The sequence below is a fragment of the Amycolatopsis sp. NPDC051106 genome (assembly GCF_040682775.1).
Classification (GTDB): domain Bacteria; phylum Actinomycetota; class Actinomycetes; order Mycobacteriales; family Pseudonocardiaceae; genus Amycolatopsis.
On record NZ_JBFBBQ010000058.1, the window covers coordinates 38,592 to 56,496 of the forward strand.

The window sequence follows — 17,905 nt, forward strand, 5'->3', positions numbered from 1 at the left end:
GGACCCGTTGAGCCCGGTTCTCGAACTTCCGGAAGTTACCCCGAACGGGTCAACGACCGAGAGTCAGGAATGCGTCGCGGGCACCGGCCGGGCGACGCCGAAACCCCCGTACGGACCGGCTTTCGCGCGCTTGCGGACCTCGTCGAAGTGCCGGTGCACGGCTTCGGCAGCAGCGTCGGCGTCACGGAGCAGAAGCGCGTCGACGATCGCCTGGTGCCGTTTCGCGGTGGCCGTCGCCGACGACGCCGGCCCGCCCAGCTCGCTTTCGGCGATCCGGTAGACGTCCCAGAACAGCCCGGTGAGCTCGCGCGCGAGGTCGAACCCCGCCTCGGCGCAGATGAGGTCGTGGAACTCGCGGTCGGCCTCGGCGGCGTCCGGGCCCTTGCGCTTCATCCGCGTGACGCAGGCCTGCAGTTCCTCGACCAGGCCGGGCCGGTGGTCGGTGGCGACGCGGCGGGTCAGCTCGGTCTCGAGCATCTCCCGCACCTCGAGGAGGTCGCGCAGGCGCCCGACGTCGGTGGCACCGCGCGCGCGGGTGCGGAACAGCAGCCAGGTCTGCAGCGATTCCGACCCGGCGGAGCCGACGAACGTGCCGTAGCCGTGCCGGATCTCGACGATGCCGAGGGCCTGCAGGGCCTTGATCGCCTCGCGGATGGAGTTGCGGCTGACGCCGATGTCTTCCATCAGGCTCAGCTCGGTGGGCATGGGTGCGCCCGGCGGGAGCTCCCGCTCGACGATCAGGTCGATGATGCGCTTGGTGATCTCTTCGCTGCGCTGCGGACGGGCCACTGCTGTCCTCCCCGGATGCGTCGTGAGAGGACATCCTACGTCATACGTCCAGAAGGGTTGACCGGCACGCGAAGCCATCCTAGGCTCACGCCGGTCATAGGACGTCCCATGTCCTACCGTTCGAGGCCCGCAGGAGACAGCGATGTCCCAGAGCCCGTCGCTCAGCCGCCGCCAGTTGCTGCGCTACACCACCTTCGCCGGGGCGGCTTTGGCGTTCCCGACCGTGCTCGCCGCGTGCGGCGGGCCGGCGTCCACCAACAAGACCGGCAGCTCGGCGGGCTCGCTGACCGCCGTCATCGGCTACGGCAACAACCAGACGTGGGACCCGCTGCAGACCGCCTCCGCGTTCTCGATGGCCGCGATCCTGCACTGCTACGAGTCCCTCGTGGAGGGTGACCCGATCACCCGCGCCCCCTTCCCCGGCCTGGCGAAGGCGCTGCCCGCCGACACGAGCGGTACCAGCCTGAAGTTCGAGCTGAGAGACGGCGCGAAGTGGCACGACGGGCAGCCGGTGACCGCCGACGACGTCGTCTTCACCTACGCCCGCGCGCTCGACGAGAAGGAGAACGTGCTGATCCACAGCTTCTTCTCGCACTGGCTGGCCGAAGTCCGCAAGACCGGTGACCGCGCGGTCGAGTTCGTCCTCAAGTTCCCGTTCCCGTACGCGCTGCAGCGGATCCAGTGCTGCAAGATCGTGCCCAAGCACGTCTACGACGGCAAGTGGGACGACGCCAAGGGCGGCAAGGTCGTCGGCTCCGGCCCGTACCAGGTCGTCGAGCAGGCACCACTGAGCCACACGAGCTTCGAGAAGTTCGCCGGCTACAACGGCCCGCGTCCGGCGGCCTACGACAAGATGCTGTGGAAGTCCATCGTGGACTCCGCCCCCCGCGTCGCCGCGATCTCCGGCGCCAAGCCGGACGCGCAGATCGCCGAGAACATCCCGGCCGCCAACGCCGACCAGCTGCGCAAGGCCGGCCGCACGGTCGAGTTCGCCGACGGCGGCAACAACCTCTTCCTGCTCTTCAACACCGCGCACGCGCCGTTCGACAAGAACCTCGTGCGCCAGGCGCTGCACTACGCCATCGACAAGCAGAAGATGATCGACATCGGGCTGAAGGGCGCCGGCTCGCCCGGCACGTCCTTCATCAACCCGAAGCTCCCGTCATCGCAGCCGGCGTCGCAGGACTTCGTCTACAACCCGGACAAGGCGAAGCAGCTGCTGCAGCAGGCCGGCGTGAGCAACCTCAAGGTCACGCTGTCCACCACGAACACGTCGCTGGTCGCCGACTGCGTCAAGGTGATCAAGGAGGGCTGGGACGCGATCGGCGTCCAGACCACCTTGGACTCCCAGGACACCAAGGCACTGTTCTCCAAGCTGGACGCGGGCACCGACTTCCAGGTCGTCGCCACGACCAACAACCCGCTGCAGTTCGGCAACGACCCCGACCTGATGATCCGCTACTACTACGACGCGAAGTCGATCCTCACCAGCAAGTACGCCCGCTTCACCGGCCCCGACGCGCAGTCCCTCCTCGCGCTGCAGGACCAGGCCGCGGCCGAAACGGACGAGGCCAAGCGGACGACGCTGAACAAGCAGCTGCTGGACCTGATCTCCGAACAGGCCGTGATCTACCCGGTGGTGTTCACCCAGCTCGGCACGGCGTGGGACCCGAAGGCGATCTCCGGCGTGCGCGCCCAGGGCTACCCGGGCATCTACCTGAACCAGGCCAAGCCGGTCTAGGAGGAGAACACCCGTGGCCGTCGTCGTGCGGATGCTGCTCAGCCGCATCCTCGCCCTGATCCCGCTGCTGCTCGGCGTGATCCTGTTCGTGTTCATCGTGATGCGGTTCGCGCCGGTCGACCCGGCACTGGCGGCGTTCGACGGCGCGAACGCCACCGCCGAGCAGCTCCAGCAGTTCCGGCTCGAAAACGGGCTGCTCGACCCGCTGCCGCTGCAATACGTCCACTTCGTCTGGCACCTGGTCCAAGGCGACTTCGGCACCAGCGTGATCACCAAGCAGCCGGTCGGCGACACGATCGCGACGGCGCTGCCGCTGACCGTGCAGCTGACCCTGCTCGGCCTGGTCATCGCGCTGGTGACGGCGCTCGTGCTCGGCGTGACGTCGGCGCTGTACCGCGACCGCTGGCCGGACAAGGCGATCCGCGTGGTCACCCTGGCCGGGGTCGCCGCGCCGGCGTTCTGGGTGGCACTGCTGCTGGTCCAGTGGCTGGCCGTCGGCCAGGGCCTGTTCCCGACCAGCGGCTACGTCAGCCCGGCCGACTCCTTCGGCGGCTGGCTGAACTCGCTGACGCTGCCCGCGGTCTCCCTCGCCCTGCCGGTGGCCGCGCAGCTGACCCGGGTGATCCGGACGTCGATGGTCGAGGAGCTGGACAAGGACTACGTCCGCACCGCGCGCGGCGGCGGCCTGCCGCCGGTGGTCGTGGTCGGGCGCAACGTGCTGCGCAACGCCCTGGTCACGCCGCTGACCGTGCTCGGCCTGCGGGTCGGCTACCTGCTGGGCGGCGCGGTCGTGATCGAGACGATGTTCGCGCTGCCGGGGATGGGGCAGAACATGATCCAGGCCGTCACCGACGGCGACACCGCCAAGGTGCAGGGCTTCGTCATCACGATCGCGATCGGGTTCGTGCTGGTCAACCTGATCGTCGACGTTCTGTACCTGATCGCGAACCCGCGCCTGCGGAGCCACGCGTGAGGCGCCTGCGCGCGGCCTGGCCCGCGCTCGCGATCCTCGGCGTCCTCCTGCTGGTCGCCGTGCTCGGCACGCTCGTCGCGACGCACAACCCGGACGCGCTCAGCACCGACACCGGCGGTCCGAGCGGTGCGCACTGGTTCGGCACGGACACGTCGGGCCGGGACATCTTCTCCCGGCTCGTCGCCGGCACGCGCTGGTCGCTCGCCATCGGCCTGGGGGCGGTGGCGCTCGCGCTCGTGTCGGGGGCGGTGATCGGGGCGTTCGCCGCCACGTCGCACCGCCGGGTGGACGCCGTGGTCATGCGCGTGCTGGACGTCGTCATGGCGTTTCCCGGCATCGCGCTGGCCGCGGTGCTCGTTGCCGTGTTCGGCCACGGCATCCTCGTGCTGATCCTGGCCATCGGGTTCCTCAACACGCCGCCGGTGGCGCGGGTGATCCGGGCGAATGTCCTGGCCCAGTACGGCGAAGACTACGTCGCCGCGGAGCGCGTGATCGGGGCGAAGCGGTTCTTCGTGCTGACCCGGCACGTCGCGATCAACTGCGCGGCGCCGGTGCTGGTGTACTGCACGGTCACGGTGGCCGACGCGATCGTGTTCGAGGCGTCGCTGTCGTTCATCGGCGCCGGCATCCAGCCGCCGGACCCGTCGTGGGGCTCGGTGCTCGCCGACGGCAAGGACCTGGTGCTGACCGGCGGCTGGTGGGCGACGCTGTTCCCCGGCCTGCTCATCCTGGTCACGGTGCTCGCGCTGAACATCCTGTCCGAGCGGATCTCCGACGCCTGGGCCGCGCCGTCGGCCCGCGCCGTCAAGGCGGCCGAAGTCGCGAAGGCGGTCGCGAAGCGGGAAGACGCCGACACCGCGCCCGTCCTGCCCATCGCCGGCCTGCGGGAAGCGGGGGAGCGGCTGGCCCGCACCGCCCGGTCCCTCGACCACCGCGAGACGGTCCTGGAGGTCGACCGGCTCAGGATCGCGTTCCCCGGCCGCCACGAGGGAGTCGACGTCGTCGACGGCGTGTCCTTCAGCGTCCGCGCCGGGGAGGTCCTGGGTCTCATCGGCGAGTCCGGGTGCGGCAAGACGCTCACGGCGTTGTCGATCCTCGGCCTCCAGCCGGCGACGGCGCAGGTGTCCGGCCGGATCCGGTTCGCCCAGCGGGACCTGCTCGCGCTGCGCCCGGGCGAGCGCCGGCGGCACCTCGGCCACGACATCGCGATGATCTACCAGGACGCGTTGAGCTCCCTCAACCCGGCGATGACGATCCGTGCCCAGCTCAAGCAGTTCACCCGCCGCGGCGGCACCCGCACCCCGGCCGAACTCCTGGAACTGGTCAACCTGGACGCGGAACGGACGCTGCGCGCGTACCCGCACGAGCTGTCCGGCGGCCAGCGCCAACGCGTGCTGATCGCGATGGCGCTCTCGCGAGACCCGAAGCTGATCGTCGCCGACGAGCCGACGACGGCGCTCGACGTCACCGTCCAGGCCCAGATCATGGCGCTGCTGCTGCGGTTGCAGGAGGAGCTCGGCTTCGCGCTCGTCCTCGTCTCGCACGACCTCGCGCTGGTGTCCGAGATCGCCGACCGCGTCGTCGTCATGTACGGCGGCCAGGTCGCCGAGCTGGGTGCCACCGCCGAGGTCGTCGGCTCGCCCCGGCACCACTACACGCGCGGCCTGCTCAGCGCGGTGTTGTCGCTGGAGGCCAGCGAGGCCCGGCTGACCCAGATCAAGGGCGTCGTCCCGGCCCCGGCCGAGTTCCCGGCGGGCTGCCGCTTCGCCGAGCGCTGCCCGGCGGCCCGCGCCAAGTGCCACGACGAGACCCCGGTCCGCTTCGGCGAGCCGGTCGACCACCTCGTCGCCTGCCACTTCCCGGCGGTCGACGTCGCTCGCGAGAAGGAGGTGACGGCGTGAACCTCCTGGAGCTCGACGGCGTCCACGTCGTGCACAAGATCCGCGGCCGCGGCCTGTTCGGCCACGACCACGTCTACGCCCTGACCGACGCCCACCTGGTCGTGAACCCCGGCGAGACGATCGGCGTCGTCGGGGAGTCCGGCTGCGGGAAGTCCACCCTGGCCAAGGTCATCGTCGGCCTGCAGCGCCCGACCGCGGGCACGGTCCGGTTCCGCGGGAAGCCCCTCGACGAGGGATCCGGCCGCGAGGTCGGCATGGTTTTCCAGGACCCCTCGACCGCGCTCAACCGGCGGCTCGCCGTCGCCAAGATCATCCGCGACCCCCTCGACGTGCACCGCGTCGGGACGCCGGCCGAGCGCGACGAGCGTGTCCGGGAGCTCATGGCGCTGGTCGGCCTGCCCGCCAGCGCCGCCGACGCGGTGCCCGGCCAGCTCTCCGGCGGCCAGCGTCAGCGCGTCGCCATCGCGCGGGCCCTGGCCCTGCGGCCCGCGCTGCTGGTCGCCGACGAGCCGACGTCCGCCCTCGACGTCTCGGTCCGCGCCCAGATCCTCAACCTGCTGCTCGACCTGCGCGAACAGCTGGAACTGGCGATGGTCTTCGTCTCCCACGACATCCAGACGGTGTCGAAGATGAGCGACCGGATCGTCACGATGTACCTGGGCCGGATCGTCGAGGAGGCGCCGGTGGGCGCCGAGGCCCGCCACCCCTACACGCGGGCGTTGTTCTCCGCGACGCCCAGCCTGCTCCACCCGGCCGAGCCGATCGTGCTCACCGGGCCGGTTCCGTCGGCGACGCACCCGCCGAGCGGCTGCCCGTTCCGCACCCGCTGCCCGAAGGCGACCGGCGAGTGCGCGGCCGAGCTACCCGCGCCGGCCACGGCCGGCGGGGGCCACACCTACCGCTGCATCCATCCCGAGATCCCTGCCGGAGTGAGCGCCTGATGCCGAAGTTCGCCGGAATCGTCCCGCCGCTGTGCACGCCGTTCAACGACGACTTCAGCGTGGACACCGACTCGCTGCGCCGCCACGTCGAGTTCCAGCTCGACGCCGGTGTGCACGGCGTCTTCGTCCTGGGCTCCTCCAGCGAGGTCGCCTTCCTGCCCGACGCCCAGCGCCGCGTCGTCGTCGAAACGACGGTCGACCAGGTCGCCGGGCGCGTCCCGGTGCTCGCCGGCTGTATCGACATGACGACACTGCGGGTCGCCGAGCACATCAAGGCGGCCGAAGCCGCCGGGGCCGACGCCGTAGTCGTCACCGCGCCGTACTACACGCGGACGCACGTCGCCGAGGTCGACCGGCACTTCCGGCTGCTGCACGAAAGGACGGCGCTGCCGATCGTCGCCTACGACATCCCGGTCGCGGTGCACACGAAGCTCGACGGCGGGATGGTCCTCGACCTGGCCACCGACGGCGTCCTCGCCGGGCTCAAGGACTCCAGCGGTGACGAAGCCGCGTTCCGGGCCGTGCTGCTCGGCAAGCGCGAACGCGGCCTCGACTCCTTCGCGGTGTTCACCGGCTCCGAACTCGTCGTGGACGCGGCCCTGGCGATGGGTGCCGACGGCGCGGTCCCGGGCCTCGGCAACGTCGACCCGGTCGGGTACGTGCTGATCCACGACCACTTCAAGTCCGGCAACCTCGCCGCGGCCCGCCGCGAGCAGGAACGACTGCTGAAGCTGTTCTCGATCACGTCGGTGGCGCCGCCGAGCCGGATGGGCCGCGGCTCGGCCGGGCTCGGCGCGTTCAAGGCCGCGATGAAGCTGCGCGGCTTCATCGACAACGCCGTCATGGCGCCGCCGCAGCTTCCCCTCGACGACGAGGAGTTGCTGCGCATCAAGGAAAAGCTCGCCGAGGCGGGCCTGCTCTGATGGTCAGACCGTCCGGCAGGTGAGCTGCGGTCGTGCGGTGGCGTCGCCTTTGCCGGTGACCGCGTTGAAGCCGAACGTCGTCGAGCCGCCCGCGTCGAGTTTCGCGTTCCAGTCCGCGTTGTCCACGGTCACCGTCGTGCCCTCGACCGTGAACGTCCCGTTCCACAGGCCCGCGATGTGGTGCCCGTCGGGGAGGGACCAGCGGACGCTCCAGCCGCGCAGGCCGGCGCCGTGGTCGTTGCGGACCGTCACCTGGACCTGGTAGCCGCCCGGCCACGACGTCGTCACCGCGTAGCTGGCCGAGCAGCCCAGGTCGGCCGGAGTGGTGGTCACCGGGGGCGAGGTGACCGGGGGCGTGGACGACGCCGGCGCGGCGACCGGGGTGTTCCCGTCCGGCACGAGCGCCGTCCCGATCACCACGCCCAGGGCCAGCAGGACGGCTCCGGCCGCGGACGCCAGCACCGCCCGCCGGCGCGGGCGGGGGAGGCGGACCATGCGCGTTTCGGTGCGGGGGCGGGGACGCGGCGGGGGCAGCGGACGGCCGCCGGTGACCGCCTCGAACAGCTCCTGGACCTCCGCCATCGACGGACGCTGCGCCGGGTCGCGCTGCAGGAGCCGGCCGAGCGCTTCGGCGAGCGGGCCGCTGTGGCGCGGCGGGATCGGCTCCTCCCGGGCCACCCGCAGCAGCAGGACGATCGGGTTGTCGTCGTTGCCGAACGGCGGCATGCCCTCCAGCGCGCGGTAGAGCGTCGCGCCGAGGGAGAACACGTCGGCCGGGAAACCGGCTTCGCCGCCGCCGGCGACTTCGGGGGACAGGTAGGCCGGCGTGCCCGCGATGAAGCCGCCGCCGGTCACGGTGCCTTCGCCGGTGGCGCGGGAGATGCCGAAGTCGGCGATCTTGGCGACCCCGCCCTCGGCGAGCAGGACGTTGGCGGGCGTGACGTCCCGGTGCACGATGCCCTCGGCGTGCGCGGCGGCCAGCGCGGACGCGACCTGCACCGCGATGCGCGCGACCTCGTCGGCGGGCAGGCGCTCCCGGTCGAGCAGGACGTCGGCGAGGCTGCGCGACGGCAGGTACTCCATCACGAGGTACGGCTCGCCGCCTTCCTCGACGACGTCGTGCACGGTGATCGCGTGCGGGTGCCGCAGCCGCGCGGTCAGCCGGGCCTCCCGCAGCGCGCGCAGGGCGGCCTGGTCGCCGGCGGCCTGCCCGATCGCCGGGTCGTAGCCCAGCTGCTTGACGGCGACGACGCGGTCGAGCCGCTCGTCACGGGCACGCCAGACGACGCCCATGGCGCCCTGGCCGATCCGCTCGTCCAGCCGGTAGCGCCCGGCGATCAGCTGTCCTGCGTCGGTCACACGACCTCCCGGCCTTCCCCCGGAACACACGGATGCGGGGGACGATCGGTTCGAGCTTAACGACCCGCGGTCCGGGGCGCCGACGAACGCCGGGCACCGCGAATGACTCATCCCTGGCGCCGGAGGTCGCGAACGGGTCGTTCGCGACCTCCGGCCTGCCTGCCGACCACGCCGGGTCGTCAGGCGCCGGGCGCGTGCAGCTGGTCCCACGTCGGCACGTACGGCGTGAACCGCAGCGTCATCCCCGCCTCGGCCGGCAGCTTGTCGGCCTTGCGCGCGTTGCAGCTGCGGGACGCGCCCCCGCAGGCGGCGACCGTGTTGAGCCACGACGTCCGCGCGCCGCCGCGGCTGAGCGGCGTCACGTGGTCGATCGTCGTGGCCCGGCGGCCGCAGTACGCGCAGCGGTGGCCGTCGCGGGTCAGCACCCCGCGGCGGGACCAGCGGGGCGGCTGCGTATATCGCCACTTCATGACCACGTACCGCAGCAACCGCACGATCTTCGGGCGCGGGAACAACCCGTACGCGAGACCGTCTTCGGCCTCGTGGATCTCGGCGACGTGCCGCACCAGCATCCGGATGGCGTGCGGAACGGACACGGTCTGCAGCGGCTCGTAGCCGGCGTTGAGCACCAGTACGCGCATGGTGAACCCCTTTCGATGACGCGAAAGCCGCCCGTCGGCTGGTCCGGCGGGCGGCTTCTGCCTGGTGCACGTCATCGTCGCCGAGGGGCGCGACGTGCGTCAATCGTGTTTCACCGCAGGGGATGCGTGCGGAAGAACCGCCAGATGACCGGTGTCGCGTCGATGACCGCCGGCGTGGCCGAGTCGTTGTTCGGCCCGGTGCTCGGCCAGACGTGCCCGGCGCCTTCGACGCGGTAGTGCTCGAGGGTGCTCCACCGGTCGCAGCCGAGCCACTTCTGCGCGACCACGCCCCGGACCGGCGTCCACGAAACGGGTTCCGGGAAACAACCGTCCCTTGTGGACCAAGCCGCGAGCCAATCCGGGATCGCCGGCAGGCCCTTCGCCGGGTTGCCGGTGTAGGGGATGGTCGTGTCGGCGGTGCCGTGGAAGTCGAGGATCGGCGCCGGCCGGCTCGGGCGGCAGTCACCGCCCTGCGGGTAGAACGCGCCCGACACCGGGGCGAACGCCGCGATCCGGCCCGGCAGCCGGCAGGCCAGCACGCCGACGAACCCGCCGCCGTTGGACTTGCCGGCGGCGAAGATCCGGTCGTTGTCGACGCACAGCTCGCGCTGCAGCGAGTTCAGCAGGTCGCTGGTGAACAGGACGTCGTCGGCGGCCGCCGAGTAGGGCGCGCCGGTCCACGCCGACTCGCCGTCGGTGCCGATCAGGCCCTGCGGGTAGACCGAGATCGCGTCGAGGGCCGAGAAGCCGGACAGCTCCTCCTGGTACTGCGACGTGCGCTTGTGCCCGTGGAACGACAGGACCAGTGGGTACGCCCGGCGCGGGCTGTAGTGCGCCGGCAGGTGCACGGTGTACTCGCGCTCGAGCCCGCCGGAGACGACGTGCCGAGTGGTCGTCACCCCGGACGGCACGGGGGCGGCGCGGCCGCAGCCGGTGGTGCGCACGGGGTGGTCGACGACGCCCGCCGCGGCGGCGGGAGCGGCGAAGGCGGTGGTCAGGGCACAGGCCGCGGCGAACGCGGCCGCCCACCGGGGCAGGGGTCCGGGCACTCGATCCTCCTTGATCGGCAGCGGGGCGTGGCCAGCATCACCCCGCGACGCGGGACCCACCTACATTGCGTTCATAAAGTGCACGACCGGGTGAGCACCGGGAATGTCGGACCGCCTCGGTAGGATCGGCCTACTCGGCACCCCGCCCCGGAAAGGACTGGAAGTGACCACCCCGATCGAGACGCTCGAGTTCCAGTCGGAAGCGCGTCAGCTGCTCCAGCTGATGATCCATTCGATCTATTCGAACAAGGACACGTTCCTGCGGGAGCTCGTGTCCAACGCCTCCGACGCCCTGGACAAGCTGCGGCTGGAGTCGTACCGCGACAAGGACCTCGACGCGGACACCGGTGACCTGCACATCGCGCTCGAGACGGACCCCGCCGAGCGGACCCTGACGGTGCGGGACAACGGCATCGGCATGACGCGCGACGAGGTCGTCGCCCTCATCGGCACCATCGCCAAGTCCGGCACCGCCGACTTCCTGACCAAGCTCAAGGAGGCCAAGGACTCGGCGGCGTCGCAGGACCTGATCGGCCAGTTCGGCGTCGGGTTCTACGCGAGCTTCATGGTCGCCGACAAGGTCACGCTGGTGACGCGCAAGGCGGGCACCACCGAGGGCGTCCGCTGGGAGTCCACCGGCGAAGGCACGTACACGATCGAGCCGGTCGAAGACGCGCCCCAGGGCACCGCGGTCACCCTGCACCTCAAGCCCGAGGACGCCGAGGACCACCTCTACGACTACACGTCCCCGGCGAAGATCCGGGAGATCGTCAAGAAGTACTCCGACTTCATCACCTGGCCGATCCGCATGGCGGCCGAGGCCGGCGAGGGCGAAGAGCCGAAGACCGAGACCGTCAACTCGATGAAGGCGCTGTGGGCGCGCTCGTCGAGCGAGGTCACCGAGGCCGAGTACCACGAGTTCTACAAGCACGTCAGCCACGACTGGCAGGACCCCCTGGAAACGATCCGGCTGCAGGCCGAGGGGACGTTCGAGTACCAGGCGCTGCTGTTCCTGCCCTCGCACGCGCCGATGGACCTGTTCCTGCGGGAGCGCAAGCGCGGCGTCCAGCTGTACGTGAAGCGCGTCTTCATCATGGACGACTGCGAGTCGCTCGTCCCCGAGTACCTGCGGTTCGTCAAGGGCGTCGTCGACGCGCAGGACCTTTCGCTGAACGTCTCGCGGGAGATCCTCCAGCAGGACCGGCAGATCCAGCTGATCCGCCGTCGCCTGGTCAAGAAGGTCCTCTCGACGGTCAAGACGATGATGAGCGCCGACGCCGAGAAGTACGCGACGTTCTGGCGCGAGTTCGGCCGCGCGGTCAAGGAAGGCCTGCTCGACGACTTCGAGAACCGCGAGGCCATCCTCGAGATCTCGTCGTTCGCTTCGACGCACGACGCGGAGAAGCCGACTTCGCTGCGCGAGTACGTCGAGCGGATGAAGGACGGTCAGGAGCACATCTACTTCATGACCGGCGAGTCGCGGTCCGCGATCGAGAACTCGCCGCACATGGAGGCGTTCCGCGCCAAGGGCTACGAAGTGCTGGTGCTGACCGACCCGATCGACGAGATGTGGGTCGACGCGGTGCCGGGCTTCGACGGCAAGCAGTTCCAGTCGATCGCCAAGGGCCAGGTCGACCTCGAGTCGGACGAGGACAAGAAGGCCACCGAGGTCGCGCGCGAGCAGCAGAACAAGGACTTCGAGGGCCTGCTGTCGTGGATGGGCACGGCGCTGGGCGAGGACGTCAAGGAGGTCCGGCTCTCGTCGCGGCTGACGACGTCGCCGGCGTGCATCGTCGGGGATACGCACGACCTGTCGCCGACGCTGGAGAAGATGTACCGCGCGATGGGGCAGGAGCTGCCGCCGATCAAGCGGATCCTGGAGCTGAACCCCGAGCACGCGCTGGTCACCGGCCTCCGGGAAGCGCACACCGCCCGCCCGGACGACGCCGGGCTGGCCGAGACGGCGGAGCTGCTCTACGGCATGGCGCTGCTGGCCGAGGGCGGCGAGCTGGGTGACCCGGCCCGGTTCATCAAGCTCCTGGCGAGCCGCCTGGAGAAGACCCTCTGAGCCGGTGCCCGGGCGGGTCCGCCCGCCCGGGCAGCCCGGAACTCGCGTGATCGAAGCCGGAACTCGCGTGATTGAAGCCGTGACTCGCGTGATTGAAGCCGTGACTCGCGAGTTCCGCCTCCAATCACGCCGGATCCGGGCTCGAGCACGCGAGTTCCGGCCCGGATCACGCGGTCAGGGGGCCGCGTTCATCAGGTCCAGGGCGCTCTGCTGGCGCGCGGCGTCGGACTGGTCGAACGGGCCCGCCCACATCAGCCCGTAGGCGTCCGCGCCGGTGCGGTCGTTCGCGTACGCCGAGTTCGCCTGGCGCTGCAGGTAGCTCGTGTACGGACGGTCCGGCAACGCCGCGTTCAGCGCCGCCAGGTCCCGGGCGTAGACGCCCTTGAACGTCGGCCCGTCCCCGCCGCCGCCCCCGGCCGTCTCGCCCGGGTCGCGGAGGATGCCGCCCGGGTTCAGCGAGCCGTTCGTCGTCGACGCGTTCGCCATCGCGCGGGCCTTCGTCAGGAGGCTCGCGTCCCCCGTCGCGCGGTTCAGCTCGGTCAGCGCCGCCAGCGGCACGCCCTGGTTGTACGACCACACCGCCTGGCCGTTGTTCGCGCACGTCGACGTGGTCAGCCCGTCGTTGACCAGGTTCGAGCCGTTGATCATCCCGCTGCCGGCGAACCAGGTCCAGCCCGCCCGGGCCCGCGCCAGGTACACCGTGTCGCCCGGGATCCGGTTGTGCAGGGCCGCGTTCAGCTGGACGTACAGCGAGTTCGGGATGGCGTTCTTGTAGGTGCGGCTCGTGCTCCACCAGACCCCGCCGCCGCAGACGCCGTCCCAGTACGCGTACATGTGGTCGGCGTCGGCGCGCGCGGTGTTCAGGTACTTGCTGTCGCCCGTCAGGTCGTACGCGTCCACCCACGCCAGGCCCCACCAGCCCGTGTCGTCGAGGTAGTCGTTGCGGAACTGGCCGCCCTGGGCCCCGAGGTTCTTCGTGTAGGTGGTGTCGATCGCGTAGCGGTAGCTGCCCATCCCGCTGATCCGGGCGTTGTCGATGATCGCGGTCAGCGCGTTGGCCGAGTTCCACCAGCCGGTCGTGTCGAAGAGACCGGTGCCGAGGTTGTAGCGCTCCATCAGCGCGGTGGCGCCGGCGGTGCGCCGGTCCCAGGCGTTCCACGTCGGGCGCGCCCAGCCGGTGCAGGCGATGCTCCCCGAACCCGCGGGCTGCCCGCACGCCCGCAGCAGGCCGACGCCCTTGTTCGCCCAGTCGTCGGCGTTGTACATCAGGGTCCGCCAGCCGGTCGAACCCGACGGTGTCGCGGTGTCGCCCAGCTTGCTGCCCGACGCCCAGGTCCGTCCGGCGTCGAACGAGCGGTCCAGCCAGACGTGGTCGCCGGCCGCACCCCCGGTGATCGCCGCCCAGCCCATGTCGTCGCCGTCGTCGAGGTGCAGGGAGAGCCGCCGGCCACTGATGGACGCCGAAGCGCCTTCACGGTCGCCGGGGGAGAGGGCGGGATCCCTGGCGTCGCAGTACTTGTCGCAGATCGCCGCGAGCGGAGCGGCCGCGGCCGGGCTCGGGGCCGGTGTCGGCGTGGCCGCCAGGACCACGGTCAGCAGGGGGATCAGGAAGCTCATCTGTCACCTTCCGCGCTGAAGGGAGATGCTTCCATTCTCGGGCCCTAATAATATTGGTCCAGTCCTTACCAAGACAGGTTTCGGACAGGAAATCACGCACGTCGCTCGCAAGGGCGCGGGTTTATCCTGGCGACCGATGCGGAGGGAGCGGGCAATGGACGGCCAGCGGGTCTTCGCCGACCGCGAGCACGGCGGCCGGCGGCTGGCCGAAGAGCTGGTCCGCCGCAGCTGGTCCGCTCCGCTCGTGCTCGGCCTGGCCCGCGGCGGTGTGCCGGTGGCCGCCGTCGTCGCGCGGCGGCTCGGGGCCGAACTGGACGTCGCGGTGGCGCGCAAGATCGGCGCACCCGGCCGGCGCGAGTTCGGCGTCGGCGCGGTGACCCCGGACGGCCCGGCGATCTACGACGAAGCGATCCTGCGCGGGCTCGAGCTCACCGCGGCGCGGATGGCGCGGGCGGAGCGCCGGGAACGCGCGGAGGCGCGCCGGCGGCTCGAGCGCTACCGGGACGGCCGGCCCACCCCCGGTCTCGCCGGCCGGGACGTCATCCTCGTCGACGACGGGCTAGCGACCGGCGTCACCGCGACGGCGGCGCTGCGCGACGTGCGGGCCCGGAATCCCCGATCACTGGTGTTCGCGGCGCCCGTCGGCGCCCCCGGCGCGGCGGCGGGGTTGCGCAGCGAGGCCGACGACGTCGTCTGCGTGGCCGAACCGCCGGAGTTTCGCGCGGTCGGTCAGTGGTACGCGGATTTCCGCCAGACGAGTGACGAAGAGGTCCTTGACCTGCTGCTCCACCTGGGGGAGGACCGGGGTTGACCACGGAGGCGGTGGGGTACCACCCGGCCGGGGGTACCGACCGGAGGACAGGCTCGTGGTGATCGAACGGGACGGGCTCGGCGCGGCGGCGCGCGGGCTGAGACAGTACTTGCTGGCCGTCGCGGCCGAGCTGGACTCGCCCGCCTGGTTCTGCGAGGTGGACGTGCCCGCCACGGCGTACCTCGCGCTGGAGCAGCGGCTCCCGCGGTTCCCGGACCACGAAACGGCGCTGCTGTGGGACGAGCGCGACGGCTGGGCCGCCGCGGTGGAGTCGGCGGCCGGCGACGACGCGGTGGTGCTCGCGTACCTCGGCGAAGACGTGCTGCCGACGCCGGACGCGGTCGTGGCGTTTGTTCGCGGTCTCTACGGCGACGGCTATCCAGGGCAGCCGGACGCGCCGGACTTCCGGAGACCCGGGGCCCCGGACGGCTTCGACGAACGCCTCGCCACCTACGCGGGCGACGACGTCTGCCTGCCCGAGGGCCAGGCCTGAGTCAGCGCGCGAGACGAGCGCGCAGTGCCCGGCCGAACCAGGTGAACACCGGTTCCAGGTCCGGGAGCGGAGGCCGGCCGTTGATGGTGGCCACCAACTGCCAATACCGCGTGACGCGACGGTCGCCGGCGACCTCGAGCCGGTCAAGGATCCACCGCTGCAGCCGATCGTCGTCGGTCTTGCCGAACGTCTCGGCGTAGCGTGCGGTGAGCGTGGCGACCACGCCGCCGGCCTGCTCCGAGTCCGGGGCGATCCCCGCCGCGAGCGCTCGGCCGACTTCTTCGCGCACGGTCTCGGTCAGCTCGTGGTGCAGGCCGGTCGTGTCTCCGTCGGCGCGCTGGGCCGCCTGGTACTCGGCCATCCGCCGCACTGCGGCCCGGAAGTCGGTGTCCTGCACCAGCTCCACGAGCTCCATCCACGCCTCGACCTGTTCGGGGGTGGCGTCTTCGGGGAGCTCCGGCATGCTCGACCGCAGCAGCTCCACCATGGCCGGATTGGCGTCGACACCGCCGAAGGTGTCGTCGACGAAATCGTGGATGAAGCGGCGCCGTTCGGCGTCGGACAGGTTCACCAGCTTGTGCATCAGGTCCGTCTCCCGAGGGGTCGATTTCCGGTTCGCGACCGCCGCCAGCACCGCACGCCGCAGGCGCAGTGCCCGGATCTGCACGTCGAGGGCCGCCGCGTGCGCGGCGGCGACCTCGGGCAGCGTGGTCTCCTCGGCCAGCACGCGCCGGACCGTGGCGAGATCGATGTCCAGCGCACGGAGCGTGCGGACCAGTTCCAGCCGGGCCAGGGCGGCCACGTCGTACAGGCGGTAGCCGGCCGGGCTGTGACAGGTCGCCGGAACGATCCCCCGGTCGGAGTAGAACCGGATCTTCTTGACCGACAGCCCGGTCCGCGCGGCCAGCGCCCCGATCGTGAGGAGGTTCTCGTCGTCCATGCCCACAGCCTGCCGTCTCCCCCTGAGGGAGACTCAACTCGAAACCGTGGGTCAGCGCGGCGGCAGGACGCAGAACTCGTTGCCCTCCGGGTCCGCGAGCACGATCCACGGGTCGTCCGGCGGGTCGTCGAGGACCTTCGCGCCCAGCATCACCAGCCGCTCGACCTCCGCGCGCTGGTCGCCCTCGGCCGGTGCCAGGTCGAGGTGCAGCCGGTTCTTGCCCGCCTTCTCTTCGGGCACCGGCTGGAACAGCAACGCCGGTCCGTCGTCGAGCTCCAGCTGGTGGTAGGTCAGGCCGTGGGAGTCGGTCCAGGTCCGTGTCTTTCCCCGGCCCAGCGCCTTTTCCCAGAACTCCGCCAGCAGGTCCGGCTGACGGCAGTCCACCGCGACGGCCAGGATCCGCAGGGTCGTCACGGCTGCGCCACCACCCGGTTGATCGCTTCGGCGACCAGGTCCGGTTCGGAGACCGTGACCGTCAGGCCCGGGTGGCGGATCAGGCCCCACGGGTCGATGCCGGGCACCGGTTCGTGGAACCGCAGGCACACACCGCCTTCGGTGGTCGTGCCGAAGGTCAGGCCGCGGTCGGCGAGGGACAGCCGGACGCCGAGGCCGCGAAGCGCGCTGTACGGCCCGCTGACCTCGGCGCCGGCGATGTTGGCCAGCGGGGTCGAGACGAGCCACGGCCCGAGCCGGACGCGCAGGCCGTCGGCGTCCAGCTCGAGGCCACTGCGGGTGCCCAGCACGCGGCGAAGCCAAGGGAACCGCACGGCGAACTCGGCACGCAGGCGGTAGTGCACGACGACGGCGGGTCGCTCCGCCGCCGTCGCTTCACCGGTCGTCATGCGCCTCCGCCCATCGGCGGGACGTCCGGGTCGTCGTCGGCGGGACCTTCGGGGTCCCGCCACTCCTCGGCGCGGGACGGGCCGTTGCCCGCCAACGTCCCGCTCAGCTCGTCATCTTCGCGCGGCGAGTGCTGGTCGCTTTCGCGGTGCATGAGAACCCTCCTTCACGCGGCGTCTTGCCCGGCTACCCGCCGGCCACGAGCCGAAACCGCGCGGCCCGCGCGGGCGGCGGCGATCCCGAGCACCAAGCCTGCGATCGCGGTCAGCCCGTGCAGCCAGTTGTCGGCCCAGTTGAGGTTGATCGGGTCCTCCGGCGTGCTGAACGCCGTGGCGAGCACGCCGTAGGCGGTCATGCCGAGGAGACCGACGAACAGGACCCAGCAGTAGATGAGCGCGCCGGCGTGGCGGGTCGCGGCGAGGAGCCCGAGCACCCCGACCACGGTGTGGACGAGGTTGAGGACGACGCTCGAGCTGAAGAGCCCGATCACCTGGCCGGTCGTCACGTGGCCGACCGTCGCCGTTTCCGGCGTCAGCCACCCGGCGATCCCGAGCGCGAGGTACAGCAGCCCGAGGACGGCGGCGGCCGGGCGAAGCCAGGCCGGGGCCGGTTTTCGGGTGTCGGCGGACGACGACATGGGGGCCTCCTTCCCTCCGGGCGCGGATACCCGGGGTACCGGACGGAAAACGGGGGAATGGCGGGGGCCGGACGGCGGCGGGGGGTGCGGCCGGCGCGGTCGCCCCCGGCGCCCGGCCGGTCGCGCCCCGTCGAGCCCGCCATGGCCCAGGTGCTCAGCTGATCGACCGTTCCGGCTCGCGG

18 protein-coding genes are annotated in these 17,905 nt (G+C 71.5%); 8 read left to right on the forward strand and 10 right to left on the reverse strand.

All coding sequences use genetic code 11. The features are described 5' to 3' along the window. Positions 1 to 63 precede the first annotated feature (63 nt). Complete coding sequence (locus AB0M83_RS33435) at positions 64 to 789, reverse strand: FadR/GntR family transcriptional regulator (protein ID WP_364523112.1); 726 nt, start codon at positions 787 to 789, stop codon at positions 64 to 66. Between the two features lie 142 nt (positions 790 to 931). Between AB0M83_RS33435 and AB0M83_RS33440 the strand changes: the two genes are divergently transcribed. The 5 genes from AB0M83_RS33440 to AB0M83_RS33460 are packed head-to-tail and all read left to right on the forward strand — an operon-like array spanning position 932 to position 7,268. Beyond that, the gene (locus AB0M83_RS33440) at positions 932 to 2,530 is read left to right on the forward strand and encodes an ABC transporter substrate-binding protein (RefSeq protein ID WP_364523114.1); all 1,599 of its coding nucleotides are present in this window, start codon (positions 932 to 934) and stop codon (positions 2,528 to 2,530) included. Positions 2,531 to 2,543: 13 nt separating this feature from the next. Further along, positions 2,544 to 3,503 (forward strand): ABC transporter permease, encoded by a 960-nt coding sequence (locus tag AB0M83_RS33445; protein ID WP_364523116.1) that lies wholly within the window; start codon positions 2,544 to 2,546, stop codon positions 3,501 to 3,503. After that, complete coding sequence (locus AB0M83_RS33450; protein WP_364523118.1) at positions 3,500 to 5,404, forward strand: dipeptide/oligopeptide/nickel ABC transporter permease/ATP-binding protein; 1,905 nt, start codon at positions 3,500 to 3,502, stop codon at positions 5,402 to 5,404. The genes AB0M83_RS33445 and AB0M83_RS33450 overlap by 4 nt, the downstream gene beginning before the upstream one ends. Then, a complete protein-coding gene (locus AB0M83_RS33455) occupies positions 5,401 to 6,345 on the forward strand; it encodes an ABC transporter ATP-binding protein (protein WP_364523120.1) in 945 nt (314 codons plus the stop codon). Before AB0M83_RS33450 ends, AB0M83_RS33455 begins: the two co-directional genes overlap by 4 nt. Continuing rightward, positions 6,345 to 7,268, forward strand: coding sequence for a dihydrodipicolinate synthase family protein (locus tag AB0M83_RS33460; protein WP_364523122.1), 924 nt, complete (start codon positions 6,345 to 6,347; stop codon positions 7,266 to 7,268). The genes AB0M83_RS33455 and AB0M83_RS33460 overlap by 1 nt, the downstream gene beginning before the upstream one ends. A 3-nt stretch (positions 7,269 to 7,271) precedes the next feature. Here AB0M83_RS33460 and AB0M83_RS33465 read toward each other — a convergent pair whose 3' ends face one another. The 3 genes from AB0M83_RS33465 to AB0M83_RS33475 form a co-directional block, all read right to left on the reverse strand. Further along, positions 7,272 to 8,627: a protein kinase gene (locus tag AB0M83_RS33465; RefSeq protein ID WP_364523124.1), complete on the reverse strand. Its 1,356-nt coding sequence runs from the start codon at positions 8,625 to 8,627 to the stop codon at positions 7,272 to 7,274. A gap of 179 nt (positions 8,628 to 8,806) precedes the next feature. Further along, a complete protein-coding gene (locus AB0M83_RS33470) occupies positions 8,807 to 9,268 on the reverse strand; it encodes an HNH endonuclease (RefSeq protein ID WP_364523126.1) in 462 nt (153 codons plus the stop codon). Between the two features lie 110 nt (positions 9,269 to 9,378). Beyond that, positions 9,379 to 10,317, reverse strand: a complete 939-nt coding sequence (locus tag AB0M83_RS33475) for a ferulic acid esterase (RefSeq protein ID WP_364523130.1) — start codon at positions 10,315 to 10,317, stop codon at positions 9,379 to 9,381. 163 nt (positions 10,318 to 10,480) lie between these two features. On the opposite strand from AB0M83_RS33475, the gene htpG reads away from it, so the two are divergent. After that, positions 10,481 to 12,385 carry a molecular chaperone HtpG gene (gene htpG / locus AB0M83_RS33480; RefSeq protein WP_364523132.1) on the forward strand — a complete coding sequence of 635 codons (1,905 nt, stop codon included), beginning with the start codon at positions 10,481 to 10,483 and terminating at the stop codon, positions 12,383 to 12,385. Between the two features lie 174 nt (positions 12,386 to 12,559). Here htpG and AB0M83_RS33485 read toward each other — a convergent pair whose 3' ends face one another. After that, complete coding sequence (locus AB0M83_RS33485) at positions 12,560 to 14,002, reverse strand: glycoside hydrolase family 76 protein (protein ID WP_364523134.1); 1,443 nt, start codon at positions 14,000 to 14,002, stop codon at positions 12,560 to 12,562. 154 nt (positions 14,003 to 14,156) lie between these two features. On the opposite strand from AB0M83_RS33485, the gene AB0M83_RS33490 reads away from it, so the two are divergent. Both AB0M83_RS33490 and AB0M83_RS33495 read left to right on the forward strand, forming a co-directional pair. Continuing rightward, complete coding sequence (locus AB0M83_RS33490; protein ID WP_364523136.1) at positions 14,157 to 14,813, forward strand: phosphoribosyltransferase family protein; 657 nt, start codon at positions 14,157 to 14,159, stop codon at positions 14,811 to 14,813. Between the two features lie 58 nt (positions 14,814 to 14,871). Continuing rightward, positions 14,872 to 15,306, forward strand: a complete 435-nt coding sequence (locus AB0M83_RS33495; RefSeq protein ID WP_364523152.1) for a DUF6292 family protein — start codon at positions 14,872 to 14,874, stop codon at positions 15,304 to 15,306. Between the two features lies 1 nt (position 15,307). On the opposite strand, the gene AB0M83_RS33500 is transcribed toward AB0M83_RS33495, so the two are convergent. The 5 genes from AB0M83_RS33500 to AB0M83_RS33520 are packed head-to-tail and all read right to left on the reverse strand — an operon-like array spanning position 15,308 to position 17,723. Further along, a complete protein-coding gene (locus tag AB0M83_RS33500) occupies positions 15,308 to 16,246 on the reverse strand; it encodes a MerR family transcriptional regulator (RefSeq protein WP_364523138.1) in 939 nt (312 codons plus the stop codon). Positions 16,247 to 16,297: 51 nt separating this feature from the next. Then, positions 16,298 to 16,660, reverse strand: a complete 363-nt coding sequence (locus AB0M83_RS33505; RefSeq protein ID WP_364523140.1) for a VOC family protein — start codon at positions 16,658 to 16,660, stop codon at positions 16,298 to 16,300. Beyond that, positions 16,657 to 17,088, reverse strand: coding sequence for a hypothetical protein (locus AB0M83_RS33510; protein WP_364523142.1), 432 nt, complete (start codon positions 17,086 to 17,088; stop codon positions 16,657 to 16,659). Before AB0M83_RS33510 ends, AB0M83_RS33505 begins: the two co-directional genes overlap by 4 nt. Further along, the gene (locus AB0M83_RS33515) at positions 17,085 to 17,240 is read right to left on the reverse strand and encodes a hypothetical protein (protein ID WP_364523144.1); all 156 of its coding nucleotides are present in this window, start codon (positions 17,238 to 17,240) and stop codon (positions 17,085 to 17,087) included. The genes AB0M83_RS33510 and AB0M83_RS33515 overlap by 4 nt, the downstream gene beginning before the upstream one ends. 12 nt (positions 17,241 to 17,252) lie before the next feature. Then, entirely contained in the window at positions 17,253 to 17,723 is a 471-nt protein-coding gene (locus tag AB0M83_RS33520; protein WP_364523146.1) for a DUF4383 domain-containing protein, read from the reverse strand. Positions 17,724 to 17,905 lie beyond the last annotated feature (182 nt).

What these genes read in the sequence shown, in the direction of transcription:
- AB0M83_RS33440 (WP_364523114.1), top strand. Translation starts at nt 932, where the DNA reads ATGTCCCAGAGCCCGTCGCTCAGCCGCCGCCAGTTGCTGCGCTACACC.
- AB0M83_RS33460 (WP_364523122.1), top strand. Translation starts at nt 6,345, where the DNA reads ATGCCGAAGTTCGCCGGAATCGTCCCGCCGCTGTGCACGCCGTTCAAC.
- AB0M83_RS33470 (WP_364523126.1), bottom strand. Translation starts at nt 9,268, where the DNA reads ATGCGCGTACTGGTGCTCAACGCCGGCTACGAGCCGCTGCAGACCGTG.
- AB0M83_RS33485 (WP_364523134.1), bottom strand. Translation starts at nt 14,002, where the DNA reads ATGAGCTTCCTGATCCCCCTGCTGACCGTGGTCCTGGCGGCCACGCCG.
- AB0M83_RS33490 (WP_364523136.1), top strand. Translation starts at nt 14,157, where the DNA reads ATGGACGGCCAGCGGGTCTTCGCCGACCGCGAGCACGGCGGCCGGCGG.
- AB0M83_RS33500 (WP_364523138.1), bottom strand. Translation starts at nt 16,246, where the DNA reads ATGGACGACGAGAACCTCCTCACGATCGGGGCGCTGGCCGCGCGGACC.
- AB0M83_RS33510 (WP_364523142.1), bottom strand. Translation starts at nt 17,088, where the DNA reads ATGACGACCGGTGAAGCGACGGCGGCGGAGCGACCCGCCGTCGTCGTG.
- AB0M83_RS33515 (WP_364523144.1), bottom strand. Translation starts at nt 17,240, where the DNA reads ATGCACCGCGAAAGCGACCAGCACTCGCCGCGCGAAGATGACGAGCTG.
- AB0M83_RS33520 (WP_364523146.1), bottom strand. Translation starts at nt 17,723, where the DNA reads ATGTCGTCGTCCGCCGACACCCGAAAACCGGCCCCGGCCTGGCTTCGC.